The sequence below is a fragment of the Rhodococcus sp. NPDC047139 genome (assembly GCF_040643435.1).
Lineage (GTDB): Bacteria > Actinomycetota > Actinomycetes > Mycobacteriales > Mycobacteriaceae > Rhodococcus.
Genome location: NZ_JBEYUH010000029.1, coordinates 1 through 14,700 on the forward strand (window position 1 = coordinate 1; position 14,700 = coordinate 14,700).

Annotated in this window: 12 protein-coding genes; 11 read left to right on the forward strand and 1 reads right to left on the reverse strand. The window is 66.3% G+C overall.

Features of this window, described 5'->3' with window-relative positions; genetic code table 11:
• Window positions 1–1,126: 1,126 nt before the first annotated feature.
• The 9 genes from kdpF (at window position 1,127) to ABZ789_RS22210 (ending at window position 10,616) form a co-directional block, all read left to right on the forward strand.
• Entirely contained in the window at window positions 1,127–1,225 is a 99-nt protein-coding gene (gene kdpF, locus ABZ789_RS22170; protein ID WP_358428671.1) for a K(+)-transporting ATPase subunit F, read from the forward strand.
• A 7-nt stretch (window positions 1,226–1,232) separates the two neighbouring features.
• Window positions 1,233–2,933, forward strand: coding sequence for a potassium-transporting ATPase subunit KdpA (kdpA, locus tag ABZ789_RS22175; protein WP_358428674.1), 1,701 nt, complete (start codon window positions 1,233–1,235; stop codon window positions 2,931–2,933).
• Entirely contained in the window at window positions 2,930–5,026 is a 2,097-nt protein-coding gene (gene kdpB / locus ABZ789_RS22180) for a potassium-transporting ATPase subunit KdpB (protein ID WP_358428677.1), read from the forward strand. Before kdpA ends, kdpB begins: the two co-directional genes overlap by 4 nt.
• Window positions 5,027–5,031: 5 nt before the next feature.
• The gene (locus tag ABZ789_RS22185) at window positions 5,032–5,691 is read left to right on the forward strand and encodes a potassium-transporting ATPase subunit C (protein WP_358428680.1); all 660 of its coding nucleotides are present in this window, start codon (window positions 5,032–5,034) and stop codon (window positions 5,689–5,691) included.
• Window positions 5,692–5,698: 7 nt separating this feature from the next.
• Window positions 5,699–8,239, forward strand: coding sequence for a sensor histidine kinase KdpD (locus ABZ789_RS22190; protein ID WP_358428683.1), 2,541 nt, complete (start codon window positions 5,699–5,701; stop codon window positions 8,237–8,239).
• Complete coding sequence (locus ABZ789_RS22195; protein ID WP_358428685.1) at window positions 8,236–8,916, forward strand: response regulator; 681 nt, start codon at window positions 8,236–8,238, stop codon at window positions 8,914–8,916. The genes ABZ789_RS22190 and ABZ789_RS22195 overlap by 4 nt, the downstream gene beginning before the upstream one ends.
• A 69-nt stretch (window positions 8,917–8,985) precedes the next feature.
• Window positions 8,986–9,756 carry a hypothetical protein gene (locus ABZ789_RS22200; protein ID WP_358428688.1) on the forward strand — a complete coding sequence of 257 codons (771 nt, stop codon included), beginning with the start codon at window positions 8,986–8,988 and terminating at the stop codon, window positions 9,754–9,756.
• Window positions 9,757–9,938: 182 nt separating this feature from the next.
• Window positions 9,939–10,355, forward strand: a complete 417-nt coding sequence (gvpJ, locus tag ABZ789_RS22205) for a gas vesicle protein GvpJ (RefSeq protein ID WP_358428691.1) — start codon at window positions 9,939–9,941, stop codon at window positions 10,353–10,355.
• 57 nt (window positions 10,356–10,412) lie between these two features.
• A complete protein-coding gene (locus ABZ789_RS22210; RefSeq protein WP_358428694.1) occupies window positions 10,413–10,616 on the forward strand; it encodes a zinc-ribbon domain-containing protein in 204 nt (67 codons plus the stop codon).
• 6 nt (window positions 10,617–10,622) lie between these two features.
• On the opposite strand, the gene ABZ789_RS22215 is transcribed toward ABZ789_RS22210, so the two are convergent.
• Window positions 10,623–11,429: a crotonase/enoyl-CoA hydratase family protein gene (locus ABZ789_RS22215; protein WP_358428697.1), complete on the reverse strand. Its 807-nt coding sequence runs from the start codon at window positions 11,427–11,429 to the stop codon at window positions 10,623–10,625.
• A gap of 219 nt (window positions 11,430–11,648) precedes the next feature.
• Here ABZ789_RS22215 and ABZ789_RS22220 point away from each other — a divergent pair, with 219 nt between their 5' ends.
• Together ABZ789_RS22220 and ABZ789_RS22225 are read left to right on the forward strand one after the other, a co-directional pair.
• Window positions 11,649–13,067, forward strand: a complete 1,419-nt coding sequence (locus ABZ789_RS22220; RefSeq protein WP_358428700.1) for an Hsp70 family protein — start codon at window positions 11,649–11,651, stop codon at window positions 13,065–13,067.
• A gap of 346 nt (window positions 13,068–13,413) precedes the next feature.
• Complete coding sequence (locus tag ABZ789_RS22225) at window positions 13,414–13,755, forward strand: GNAT family N-acetyltransferase (RefSeq protein ID WP_358428703.1); 342 nt, start codon at window positions 13,414–13,416, stop codon at window positions 13,753–13,755.
• Window positions 13,756–14,700 lie beyond the last annotated feature (945 nt).

The following is a 14,700-nucleotide window of genomic DNA, read 5'->3' on the forward strand; positions in this document are numbered from 1 at the left end:
ACTCTTTCGGATAGGGCTTGGGCACGGGATACATCCTTCCAGCAGTGCCTCACGGCACCACAGTTCAGATGTCACCAGTTCCTACATCAGTCCCCATATGGATCCTACGAACTGTTCCTCCGTCGGCCGTTCCACTTGATCTTCGACGAGCGGATGCGCAGCACCGGACCGCTGAGCCCGGCTCCCGAGATCCTGCCCATAGGATGGACCCTGCTCATGAACGGTGCCCGCTGGACCGCTGACAACAGCGTGGAGATCGAGGAGAGCTGGGTCGAACATGCCGATTCTGTTGTTGCGCTGGCCAAAAGACCGGGCTGGACGCCCTCACGCTGGAACGCACCGTCTATCGATACAACTCCGCATGCGACGAGACACAGGACGAGCACTTCCGGCGGGGTCCGGGGAAGCTCGGACCCGTTGACGATGCTCCGTCCACGCCCTGAGAATCACTCCGTTGCCGGGTCGGATCAACGGCGGCCTCGAGGCGGGTCCAGGAACTGCTCCGGAACACGCGTGACGGGCGAGCTCGTGCTATCGATACCCGCGGTGAGGTCATCGACAGTCCGTACGCCGCAGGCGAATCAGTTCCATCTTCAGCTGGTGCAAGGACGGCGGATTCCACATCGCTGATGCATCGGCGTTGGTCGGGTTGCAGGGCGCGACGTCGCCTCCAGACCCTGACTGCCCGGCACCCGTTTCGCCCCAGCCCTCCCTCAGGGACGAAACGGGTGCCGCGCTCCCATCCCCCGGGAACGAGTTTCCACCCAAGCGGGCTTCTGCGGGGTTTATGTGCCTCAAATTCCTGTGAACAGTGTGTAACCGACATCGCATGCCCTGGTCGCAGACCCCGTCGGCGCAGGGCCCGCAGGAAGGCTGCGCAGGGCGATTCGAGTCCGGTGTAAAGAAACCGTCAGGATCGCGACTTCGAGCATCAAGTTTTCGCATGGATCCGGCCGGACGCCTTCGGGCGGTGCCACGGTGTGACGACGGGCGCCGACCGGCGCCCCTTCGGGTCTGTGACAAGGGGGAACGACATGGCCGACGCCGCATACGTGGTGTTGATCCTGGCGGGTTTTTCACTGTGCGCGGTGGTGCTGCGCGCCCTGCACGTTCGTGGTGAGAACCGATGACGTGGGCCGGAGCGGCGAGCGTCGTGCTCATCGCACTGGCGACGACATTGGTCGTCTACCTGCTGATCGCGTTGCTCGATCCGGAAAGGTTCTGACGACCCGATGACTCCGGCAGTTGCTGCGGGACTGCAGATCGCACTGGTCGTCGCAGTCCTGGCATTGACCTATGTTCCGCTCGGCGACTACATGGCGAGGATCTATTCGACCGACACCGAGGTGCGGTCGAACGATCTTCGCATCGAAGGCCTGATCTACCGGTGGTGCTGGATCGATCCTCGCGCCGAGCAAAGATGGTACGGATACGCCGGCAGTTTGCTCGGCTTCTCGCTGGCGAGTGCACTTTTCCTGTACGCGCTGCAGCGACTGCAGGGCGTACTGCCCCTCGATCACGGACTGGGCGCGGTGAGTCCGGCCGTAGCGTTCAACACCGCCGTCTCCTTCGTCACCAACACCAATTGGCAGTCCTACGTTCCCGAGACGACGATGAGCCCGGTGACGCAATCCGTCGGCCTTGCGGTGCAGAACTTCGTATCCGCAGCGGTCGGGATGGCCGTGGCGGTCGCGCTGATTCGTGGACTTGTGCGCGTCGGTCGAGGTGGGGAGATCGGCAACTTCTGGGTGGACCTAACTCGCGGCACGCTACGGATCCTCCTGCCGTTGGCGGTCGTCATCGCGCTGATCCTGCTGTCGCAGGGGGTGATCCAGTCATATCGCAGCGGATTCACCTCCACAGGACTGGATGGAAACGCATTCACCACCGCGTTGGCGCCGGTCGCATCTCAGGAGGCGATCAAGGAACTGGGTACCAACGGCGGCGGTATCCTCGCCGCCAACTCTGCGCACCCGTTCGAGAACCCCACCCCGATCAGCAACATCGTGGAGATCATCGCGATCCTGCTGATACCGGTCGCACTGACTCGCACGTATGGCACGATGATCGGCAATCGTCGGCAGGGCCTCACCGTTCTCGCCGTGATGGCCGTGCTCTACACCACCGTCCTCGCCGTCACGACGGCGGCCGAATCCGGTGCCCGCGGCATCGCCGCGGAGGCTGCCGGCGCGATGATGGAGGGCAAAGAAGTACGCTTCGGAATCCCCGGCTCGGTGCTGTTCGCCGTGACAACCACTGGTACGAGCACGGGTGCGGTGAACTCCGCGCACGACAGCATGTCACCACTCGGCGGCGGCGCAATCCTGTTGAACATGCTGTTCGGCGAGATCGCGCCGGGCGGAGTAGGCACCGGGCTCTACAGCATGCTCGTTCTCGCGATGATCGCAGTCTTCGTCGGCGGGCTCCTTGTCGGCCGTACCCCGGAGTTCCTCGGCAAGAAGTTGCGTCGACGAGAGATCACCTTGGCCGCACTGGCAGTGTTGGTGATGCCGGCACTGGTACTCGTCGGCACCGGCATCACCGTGATCCTGTCTTCCACGACCGGCTACCTCGGCAACTCGGGTGATCCGGGCACGCCCGGCGCGATCCACGGTTTCACGGAAGTGCTCTATGCCTACGCATCCGCGTCGAACAACAACGGCAGTGCTTTCGGTGGTCTGACGGTGACGAGCGACTGGTTCCAGGCCTCGCTCGGATTGTGCATGCTGTTCGGGCGTTTCCTCCCGATCGTGTTCGTTCTCGCCCTGGCCGGTTCGTTCGCCTCCCAGCGTCGCACGCCTGCCGGGCCGGGGACTCTTCCCACCGCGGGCGTCGCATTCGCCGGCCTGCTCACCGGCACGACCGTGCTCGTCGCGTCCTTGACCTTCTTCCCCGCCCTCGCCCTGGGCCCGATCGCAGAGGCATTGCAGTGACCGTAGATGTTCGTCCGGAAGCGGACACCGCTCCCACCCGGCCTCACCGTGTCGGCAGCGGAGTATTCGATGCCCGGCAACTTGTGACGTCGCTGCCCGGGGCGATTCATAAACTCGACCCCCGCCACATGGCGAGGAATCCGGTCATGTTCGTCGTGCTGGTCGGCGCGGTGGTAGCAACCGTTGCGGCCGTCGTCGAGCCGACTCTGTTCGCTTGGTCGATCGCCGCGTGGCTGTGGTTCACCGTACTGTTTGCCAACCTCGCCGAGTCGGTCGCCGAGGGACGCGGCAAGGCACAAGCCGCGAGCCTTCGGAAATCCAAGCAGGACACGACTGCTCGTCGTCTCACCCGGGGCACCACCGAAGAATCCGTGCCGGCGACCGACCTGCGGGTGGGCGATCTCGTCGTGGTGGAGACCGGCGGGACGATCCCCGGTGACGGAGATGTGATCGAAGGCATCGCCACCGTCGACGAGTCCGCCATCACCGGGGAATCGGCACCGGTGATCCGCGAATCGGGTGGGGACCGCTGCGCGGTCACCGGCGGCACCATCGTGCTCTCCGACCGCATCGTCGTGCGGATCACCGCTGCACCCGGGCACACCTTCGTGGACCGCATGATCGCTCTCGTCGAAGGTGCCGCCCGGCAGAAGACCCCCAACGAGATCGCCCTGAACATCCTTCTCGCGGCATTGACGATCATGTTTCTGCTCGCCGTCGTCGCGATCGGGCCGATGAGCGCCTATGCCGGGGTCGGCCAAGGCCCGGTCGAACTGATCGCGCTGCTGGTGTGTCTGATTCCGACCACCATCGGAGCGCTGTTGTCGGCGATCGGCATTGCCGGCATGGACCGTCTCGTCCAGCGCAACGTCCTGGCAATGTCCGGCCGCGCCGTGGAAGCCGCCGGGGACATCGACACTCTCTTGCTGGACAAAACCGGAACCATCACCTACGGCAACCGTCGCGCTACCGCACTGCACCCCGCGCCCGGCGTCACGGACGCCGAAATCGCTTCTGCGGCAAGGTTGTCGAGCCTTGCCGACGAAACCCCGGAGGGCCGTAGCATCGTCGATCTGTGCACCGAGCGGTATCACCTCGATCCGAGTCCGTCCGACAGTGAGCGCCTCGCCGAGTTCGTCGCGTTCACGGCCCACACCCGGATGAGCGGGCTCGATATGACGGTCGAGGCCGGCTGCATCGTCAGCATCCGCAAGGGCGCCGCCGACGCAATCCTCCGGTGGGTGGACGAGCAGGGTGGATCCACCCCGCAGGCGATGAACACCGTCATCGACAAGATCGCCCGCGACGGCGGTACTCCGCTGGCGGTAGCCCGGGCCGATGATCGGGGCGCGTCTGTACTCGGCGTCGTCGAGTTGTCCGACGTGGTCAAGCCAGGTATGGCACAGCGGTTCGCCCAGTTGCGGGCGATGGGCATCCGCACGGTGATGATCACCGGCGACAATCCGCTCACGGCCAAGGCCATCGCGGCCGAGGCGGGCGTCGACGACTTTCTCGCCGAGGCGACTCCGGAAGACAAGCTGGCATTGATCCGTTCCGAGCAGCAGGGTGGCCGCCTCGTCGCGATGACCGGTGACGGAACCAACGACGCGCCGGCTCTCGCTCGAGCGGATGTGGGGGTGGCGATGAACACCGGCACCTCTGCGGCCAAGGAAGCCGGGAACATGGTCGATCTCGATTCCGATCCCACCAAGTTGATCGAGGTCGTGGAGATCGGCAAGCAGCTGCTCATCACCCGCGGGGCGCTGACCACATTCTCCCTGGCCAACGACCTGGCGAAGTATTTCGCGATCCTGCCCGCGCTGTTCAGCGGGATCTACCCGCAGCTGGCGGCGTTGAACATCATGGGTCTTGCCACACCGCAGTCGGCGATCCTGTCTGCGGTCATCTTCAATGCCCTGGTGATCGTGGTGTTGATCCCTCTGGCTCTGAAGGGGGTGCGTTACCGCCCGGCGAGTGCGTCGGCTCTGCTGGGCCGCAATCTGCTCGTCTACGGTCTCGGCGGGGTCTTCGCCCCGTTTGCGGGAATCTGGCTGATCGATCTGCTGGTGCGTCTGCTTCCGGGAATGGGGTGACAGTGATGGGATCGTTCGGTTTCGTCGCAAGTTTGATGCGGTCGGCGCGGGTGGGCCTGATGTTGCTGGTCGCGCTGACGGTGATCGTGGGTGTGGCCTATCCGGCCGCGGTGTGGGCAGTGGGTCGCGTCGGGTCGGCCGGCGCCGAAGGGTCGCCGCTGACCGATGCGAACGGCTGCGTCGTCGGCAGCAGCCTGATCGGCGTGGACCCACAGGTTCCCGCAGGGCAGCCTGACCCCTTCTTCCACCTGCGGGTGGTGGGATCGGTCGCCGACGGTGACGCCTTCGCCCCCGGCGACCCGGCTGCCGCCCTCCCGTCGAACCAGGGTCCGAGCAGCGAGATCCTCGCCGGCTTCGTCGAGGAACGACGCGCGTCGATCGCGGCCCGGGAGGACGTCACACCGCAGTCGGTCCCGGTCGACGCCGTCACCGGCTCCGGCTCCGGCATAGATCCGCACATCTCCCCTGCCTACGCCGCGCTGCAGGTGCCCCGGGTGGCTCGGGTCACCGGCCTCCCGGAGGAGCGGGTACGTGAGCTGGTCGCCGAGCACACCGAAGGGCGGCAACTAGGATTTCTCGGCGCCCGACGAGTCGACGTCCCCGAGCTGAACGTCGCCCTGGGGCTGACCGCACCCCGCTGCGCTCAGGTTTCCTCGGGTGGATGATGGCAGCGTGACCGGTATTGCACCCGACGCTCCACAGCCTCCGCGCCGGGGACAGCTGAGGATCTATCTCGGCGCCGCCCCCGGCGCAGGCAAGACGTTCGCGATGCTGGGCGAGGCACACCGGCGGATCGCGCGCGGCGGCGACGTGGTGGTGGCGATCGTGGACACCCACGGCCGCGCCCGCACCGCCGAGCAACTGGCCGGTCTCGAGATCATCCCACCGCAGCGCCGCCTCTACCGCGGCGCGGCACTCGACGAACTCGACCTCGACGCCGTACTCGCCCGCCGCCCCGCCGTCGCTGTGGTCGACGAGCTCGCCCACACCAATGTTCCGGGAAGCCGTCACCCGAAGCGGTGGCAGGACGTCGAAGAACTGCTCGACGCGGGCATCGATGTCCTGTCCACCGTGAACATCCAGCATCTCGAATCCCTCAACGACGTCGTCGAGCAGATCACCGGGGTGCCCCAGCGCGAGAGCGTCCCCGACCACGTCGTGCGTCGTGCCGATCAGGTCGAACTCGTCGATATCACCCCCCAGGCCCTCCAGCGGCGCCTCGCGCACGGCAATGTGTATGCGCCCGACAAGGTCGACGCCGCCCTGCGCAACTACTTCCGGGAAGGCAACCTGACCGCCCTGCGGGAAATCGCGCTGCTCTGGCTCGCGGACCAGGTCGATCTGGCGTTGGCGAAGTACCGCGGCGACCATGCCATCACCGCCACCTGGGAAGCTCGCGAGCGGGTCGTCGTCGGGGTCACGGGCGGACCCGAATCCGAAACCCTGATCCGGCGCGCGAGCCGGATCGCCACCCGAGCCGGTGCCGAACTGATGGTCGTGCACGTCGTCCGCGGTGACGGACTCACCGGTGTCTCGGCACCGCAGATGGGGAAGGTGCGGACCCTCGTGGCAAGTCTGGGCGCGAGTCTGCACAGCGTCGTCGGCGACGAAGTACCCGCCACCCTGCTCGACTTCGCCCGCGAAGTGAACGCCACCCAGCTGGTGGTCGGCACATCCCGCCGCTCACGCTGGGCACGCATCTTCGACGAGGGCATAGGTGCAGCGGTCGTCCGCGACTCGGGCAGGATCGACGTGCACATGGTCACCCACGAACACGCCAACCGAACGGTGCGACCTGCGCTGATGGGCCGCCACGACCGTCGACTGCAGTCCTGGATCGCGGCGATCCTCATCCCCCTCGTCGCCACGGCCGTGATGGCCGGAGTCGATCGGCTGACCGCGGTGGCCGGCCAGAACGCGCTGTTCTTCGTCGTTGTTCTCGCGGTCGCGCTGTTCGGCGGTATCGGTCCGGCCATCGTCGCCGCCCTGTTGTCAGGCCTGTTGCTCAACTATTTCTTCACGGATCCGCGCTACAGCTTCACCATCGCAGAACCCGACAACTTCGTCACCACCGTGGTGCTCCTGGTCGTCGCTGTGGCCGTTGCCGCACTGGTCGACGTCGCCGCCGCGCGCGCCCGCGAAGCGCGGCTCGCCTCTCAGGAGGCCGAGCTGCTCGCGTTGTTCGCCGGGGCCGTGCTGCGGGGCGCGGATCTGCACCGGCTGCTCGACAAGCTACGGGAAACCTATGGCCAGGACGGTGTCAGTCTCGTTCGAACCGACCGGAATCCGCCCGAAGTGCTCGGAACGGCCGGCGCGGCACCACCGAGGTCCGCGCCCGCCGCCGACACCACCTGCGAGGTCGACGGGACCGCCTACGCACTCCTGCTCGCCGGACCACAGCTGCGCACCCACGACCGCCGCATCCTCACCGCCGTAGCCGGCCAAGCAGCCGGACTGGTCCGGCAACGAGAACTCGCCGCCGAGGCCGCCCACGCCTCGACGCTGGCCGAGACCGATCGGCTGCGACGGCTGCTGCTCTCCGCGGTGAGCCACGACCTGCGTACCCCGCTCGCCGCGATCAAAGCCTCGGTGTCCAGCCTGCGCAGCACCGACATCGAGTTCTCCCCCGAAGACACCGCCGAACTGCTCGCAACCATCGAGGAATCCACCGACCAACTCACCGCCTTGGTGTCGAACCTGCTCGACTCGTCCCGGCTCGCAGCCGGGGTCGTCACTCCGGATCTGCAGCCGGTCTACCTCGACGAGGTGATACACCGAGCCCTGCTCACCCTGGCGAGTGGAAGATCGGAAGCCTCCCGCACCGTCCGCGAGCGCATACACATCGACGTGGGCGAGATGATGGTGACGGCGGACAGTGGCCTGCTCGAGCGGGTCCTGGCCAACCTGCTCGACAATGCCGTGCGCTACGCCCCAGAGGGGCCGATCCGCGTCGAGGCCATCGCCTCCGATGGACACACCCTCCTCACCATTGCCGACAGTGGTCCCGGCCTCCACGAGGACGATCGCGACACCTTCGCCGCCTTCCCTCGATCCGGAGATCAACGTGCCACCGGCGGCGCAGGACTCGGTCTGAGCGTCGCCCGCGGATTCGTCGCCGCGATGGGCGGAACGCTCACAGCTACCGACACTCCCGGTGGTGGCACGACCATGATCCTCGAGTTGACCGCAGCACCGGTCGAGGTGGACCGGTGACCCGCATCCTCGTCGTCGACGACGATCCGCAACTTCTGCGTGCATTGCGCATCAACCTCGCCGCCCGCGGATACGAGGTGCACACCGCCCCCGACGGACACACCGCTCTCCGTGCCGCCGCGCGGTATGAACCCGACGTCATCGTGCTCGACCTCGGGCTCCCGGACATCGACGGCATCGAGGTCCTTGCGGGCCTCCACGGGTGGTGTTCTGCGCCGGTCATCGTGCTCTCGGCCCGCACCGACGCCGCCGACAAGGTCGCGGCTCTCGATTCAGGAGCAGACGATTACGTCACCAAACCGTTCGGGATGGAGGAATTTCTCGCCCGGATCCGGGCTGCCGCCCGCCGCGCCGGCACGGTCGCGCATTCGTCGGCTCCCGTCGTGGTGACCGAGACCTTCACTGTGGACCTGGCAGCCAAGAGGGTCACGCGCGACGGCAGCGACGTCCACCTCACCCCCACCGAATGGGGACTGCTCGAAATGCTGGTCGTCAATCGCGGCAAACTCGTCGGCCACCGCGAACTGCTGACCGAACTGTGGGGTCCGAGCTACGTCAACCAAAACCATTATCTGCGTGTCTATCTCGCTCAATTGCGCCAGAAACTCGAACCGGACCCGGCCAACCCTCGCTACCTGCTCACCGAAGCCGGACGCGGATATCGTTTCGAGCCGTGACGTGCGAACAGGTCCGAAGGCGGCGCGTCCCACCCCGGATTGCCGACCACGCATGGCAGGGTCGGCAGAATGCATCCGTACGACCAGGGATTCGAACCTCCGCAGGCGTGCTCGGAGTGGTGCCGGGCACGCTCGTTCGACCTGCAGGTGCTCGATGAGGGCGTCACCGTCGACCTGAAATGGTGGAACGGCCACCTCGAACGTGCCGGACATCGGATCAGGCTCCGAGGCCGCAATCTCGACGGGCGGATCGTCGATGACGGTGACGCTGTCGTCCAGCGCAACGATCTTCGCCTCGGTGGCGAGCTGATCGACTCCGACCACGCGGGACTCGGGCTGCTGTTCCTGTGCGCAGCCTGGCGCAGCGCACATCCGAAGCGGCGTGGCGCCCGGCGCTTCCCCGACGTCCGCGACGCACGCGCCCCGAAGGACCGGGACGAGTTCGCGAAGATCAAGGGCGTGCTCGACTACTGTGCGAAGACCAGGTCCCTACCGGATACCTCGCGCCAGACATGGTCCGGATGGCCGGACACTCCCGGGGTGGGCGTGCCCCTGCTGGCGACCTATCTGTGGGCGGTCGGGGTGAGGACCGAGGCGGGACCTGCGCAGCTTCTCGACCAGCATGCTGTATCGACGCTTGTTCACGAAGGGTGGCTCGAGAATCCGTCTGTCGCGGACTTCACGCTGCGGCGCTACCACCGGTACGTCGAACTGCTCACCCTGTGGGCGTCGTTGATCACCACGCAGCCGGAGATGGTCGAGATGTGGCTGGTCGAACGTTGGCACGCACGCATCTGTGAGGCCCGTGACGGGTCGCATGCGACTCCGCGGTTGTTCTGACGTCGGCGCCGGAACGCGGCATCATGGAGAAGTGACGCCTGTGTCACCGGGTATCGCGGCCTCCCCTCGCTCGACCTCGGACCTGGAGGTCGGGAAATACTGGGCAGCAAGACGATTCATCCAGACTCCGTCGACGGCTGCCGCAAAGACCCACCAGGGGCAACAGCACGAGGAGCACCATCATGACATCGATCCAGCCCTCCGGCGGCGGGGGCGGCGGGACGATGGCCCGACCGAACTCTTCCGGGCTTGCAGACGTCATCGATACCATCTTGGACAAAGGCCTGGTCATCGACGCGTTCGTGCGGGTCTCGCTCGTCGGCATCGAACTCGTCACCATCGACGCCCGCATCGTCGTCGCCAGCGTCGACACCTACCTGCGGTTCGCCCAAGCGGTCGATCGGCTCGAGATCTCTCAGACCCAGCCGAAGGGCTTGCCCGACATCATCGGCGACGTCGGCGGCAAGGCAGTGGAGAGCGCTGCCCAACACAAGACCGCCGGCGTCCTGGATTCGGCAGCCGAAAAAGTGCTCGGCTTCTTCGACGATGTATCCGAGCAACGTCGATCCACCCAGCGACGCAAGCGGAAGCAGCGGTGACGGATCTGCGCCGGAAGGCGCCGAGGTTGTCACCACTCGGCGCTCTATGCTCGGGTGATGTTTCTTCTCTTCGGATTCGGCACCAAGCGACAGAACCTCGGGCCAGGACAGAACCGAACGTGCCCGCGCTGTCACAACACCACGCAGTGGGAACGGATAAAGGAGTTCAAGCAGTTCACCGTGTTCTTCGTTCCCGTTGCACGCTGGAGCCGACGCCGGCTGGAGCAGTGCGGAATCTGTGGCGCCGCCATCGAGATCTGACGGTTGTCAGTCCGGGTCGACGAAGACCGGTGCACGCGCGGCCATCCCTGCCGTGACTGCCTCGATCTGGTTGGGCGATCCCATCAGTTCGACCTGCAGTTCACTTTCGAGCGCCAGAGCAGACTTCGGATCGGAGCCGGTCCAGGTCTCCTCGTAGAGACGTTTCGCCGCCTGCACAGCATGCGGTGACTTCCCGGCGATCTCCCGCGCGATTTCCAGCGCTGCGGCGAGCGGATCGTCCGATAGATGGGTGACGAGACCGAGCGAGTCGGCCTCGGTGCCCGCGATGATCCGCCCGGTGAAGGTGAGTTCCTTCGCAACGTCAAGGCCGATGAGCCGCGGCAGGCTCTGCGTGATGCCCATGTCGGGGACGAGACCCCACTTGACCTCCATGATCGACAGACGGGCGTCGGGAGTCGCGAAACGGATATCGGCGCCGAGCGCGATCTGCAGGCCGCCGCCGAAGCAGTTGCCGGTGATCGCAGCGATCACCGGCACCGCAAGACGGGACCAGCCGTAGGCGACGCGCTGGGCGTGATTGGCGGCCTGCCCATCCGCACGCGCGAGCAGATCCCGTGGACCACCGATCTTCCCACTACCGAGGCTCGTGATGTCGAGACCGGAACAGAAGCTCTTGCCCGCGCCGTGCAGCACAACGGCACGGACGCGACGATCTGCGGCGAGCTGCTCGACGGCGTCGACGATCGCGTCGAACATCGCAGGGTCCAGGGCGTTGTGCTTCTCGGGGCGGTTCAGCGTCACCGTAGCGACACCGGCGCCATCCACTTCGACACGAACCCTCTGTTCGCTCATCCGGCCCGAACCTCCTCGTCATCGTGGGGATCGGGACGTCCGAGAACGGTGCCCGAGATCGCGAAGCCGACTGTACAACAAGAACTTCGCCACCGATCGGCGATCACCGGGGCGACCGCCGCAATCCGGTATCCGAGCGCAGGGTGCGCGGTCGGACTCGTTTTCGGACGGAGCCGCGGCGAGCGAAGCGCCCGTGACCGAACCGTTATAGTCGCCTTCATGACTTCAGTGCTCGGTGTGTCCGTCGGTGCCAGCGCGGTGCGCCTTGCCCGCCACGACAGCGAGAGCCTCGACAGTCCGGTCTTCCGATCACAGGCGGTGACCGCAGTTCTCGAACGACCGGCGAACCTCACCGCGCAATCCATCGATGCAGTGCTGGCCGAAACAGGCGAGATCGACCTCGTGCAGGCCGTCGGAGTCGCCTATCGCAACAAAGCCCAGGCCGATTCACTCCATTATGCGATGGCCCGGTTGGACGTCGACAACTTCCGGTTGGTCCCGGAGGTGACGGCTGCGCTCGAGATGCTGGAAACCTCGGGTGATCTCGGCGACTACGAGACGCTCGTCTTCTACGATCTCGGCAGTTCGGGCCTGACTGTCACGGTCGTCGACCGAGCGACCGGCATCGTGCTGAGCACCGCACGCTCGGAGGACATCAGTGGTGATCTCGTCGACCGGTTGATCTACGACCATCACGTCGAACTACGCCGCTTCACCCCGCCGGCCGACGCGGCTGCACGGCGTGCCCTCACGGCCAGATGCCGCGAGGCGAAGGAGCAACTGTCCACCAAGGACGCGGTGTGCATGCCCGGTGAGGGCGGTTTGGTGCTGCTCTCCCAGGACAGCTTCGATTCGCTCATCGACGGGGCTGTGAAGAGCTCGGCCCGCCTCGCCCGAGAGGTCATCGAGCGCTCGGGACGTACCCCCGATGCCGCGGTGCTCATCGGCGGCGGTGCGAACATTCCGCTGGTGACGTCGGTGATGGAGTCCTGGCTCGACCTTCCGGTGATCGTGCCCGCACAACCCGAACTCGTCGCGGCGGAAGGGGCGGCGCTGCTCGCCGTCCCGGCGGCCGGTGAGTTCACCGATACCGACACCACCGTCATCCCCGCGCTGACCTCCGCGTCGGACGACGCGAGCAGAGATCTCGGGACCACCGAACCCCGGCAAGCCGTCCGGGCAACCGCACCGCAACAGCGACGTCGACGGCTATTCCTCGCCGGCGGGATCGTGGTCGCCGCTGCTGCCTTCGGTCTCGGCGTCGAGGTTCTGCAGGGCCCCGAGCCGGACCCCGAGTCCACCACGCAACAGAGCACCGACGTTCCGCCACCGCAGCAGAGCGTGCAACCCGGATCCACGAGGACCGCAGATGCAACCGTCTCACCGGAGGAGGGCCGGCCGGCAGTGGGCGAGCAGTCGGCGGGCGCGGACGGGAGCGGAACCCGTGCCGATCAGCCGCAGACACAGAGTTCCGTCACCGGCGGTACCCGGGAGGACGCGCCGGTCGACACGCCGGCTCCGCCGCCTTCTCCGGAGCGAGCCCCACTCATTCCCGGTCTGCCCCAACTGGAGCTGCCGACGCTTCCGCCTCCCCCACCGATCCCGGCGCCGGTGTGGCCCCAGCTGCCCGGACTCTGATGCCGCGGATCCCGGCGGGGCCGCTTCCCGGCCCCAGTGTGCGCAGACCCCAGGATCGACCGGGACACTCCAGCGGTACTCGACGACGTCGGTCTCGGTGAGTGACTGCGAACTCGAGTGCTCAGTCATCGAGCCGCCCATCCGCATCCCGGTCGACGTACGACGGTCCAGTCTCACAATCGAACCGCCCTCTTGGTAGAACAAGGTTCCTTGCCGGTCACCGACGGCGGGCGGACCGGGTACGAATCAGCGGTGTACCGGCCGAAGACATGTACACGCAGTATAGTTGCTTAGTCAATTACCTTGGTTCGGGTGAACTGCACGGTTCTCCCAGGAAGGACACGCGATGAGCACCGACACTCCCGACCCGCGACTTGCGAACATCACCGTCGCTCATGCGCCGGACCGGCACCGCTACGAACTCCGCGACGGCGACACCGTCATCGGCTTCACCCAGTACCGCACTCGCACCCGCGCCGGCGGCGACACCCAGCGAGTGTTCGTCCACACCGAGGTCGATCCTGCCTACGGCGGCCTCGGTCTTGCCGGCCGACTCGTGGAATTCGCACTCGACGACGTCGCCGCCACCGGCGAACGCATCGTCCCGGTGTGCCCATACGTCGCGAAATATCTACGCACACACCACAACTACGATCACCTCGTCGACTGGCCCGCAACCCAGCAATGACCACAGCCATACCCGCCAGCATCTCGATCGACGAGCAGACCCGCCCCGTCTACCGCGCACAGGTCGCGGCGCGGTAGACGTCGGTGAAGCCGCCGCCCAGGCGGGCCTCGATCGCACGCTCGTCGAACTGGTCGACATCCGCGTCTCCCAGATGTCGCGGACGAACCGGTCGATCTCGCCGAGCGCGTCGGCGCCACCTGGAGCGACGGATACCGTGACCGCATCCGTCGATGCCTTGGCCACTCCTACTGTCCTTCTGCCTGGGTAGGTGTACGAGCTCGGCCCACCACCAAGGGGCCGAGCTCGTCGTTCTCCCCGTGCGCCGGTCGGCCATCCGAGGTCGGCGTCAGCCACCACGACGCGCCTGCCGCCGCGGCGAGCGTCAGCCCACCACGGACCGAAACACTCGTGCTCCTTCTCGTGCGCGAGTGCGGGGCGACCACGAAGAAGCGCTCGCCCGTCGAGAACACCGGCCGCGGCGGTATTGACAGACGCGGAGAATGCCATCCTCGCCAGGCTCTGCCTCGATCAGCCGCGCTGGTGGGTGTCAGCCCGTGAGGAGATGTCGAACCGCCTGCGCGAACAGCGACCTCTCGCACGGATGTCAGCGTGAAGTCTCCTGAACTGCACTGATGACACGGCCCCTCCGGCGGTGCGAAAGACGCGGGGGTGTCCTACGCATTCGTCAAGCGGCAGCAACAGTTGGGCGGCTTGGTCGCGAAGGCAGTAAGCCGGCGTTGCCGGTCTTGCGGATACCGACCGGTCCATCACAACGCGACAGGATTTCGAGAACAACATCAGCCGCTCGGTAGCGGCGCCACTCAGTTGTTCGCGGACTCCCCTGGTCCGGCCCGAGTTGCACCAGATTAGTGTGCCAACCCGGACCGGGGATTCGCGATGCCGAGGGAGTTGAGGATGTGCACGGCGTCGTCGGTGAGCGGATCG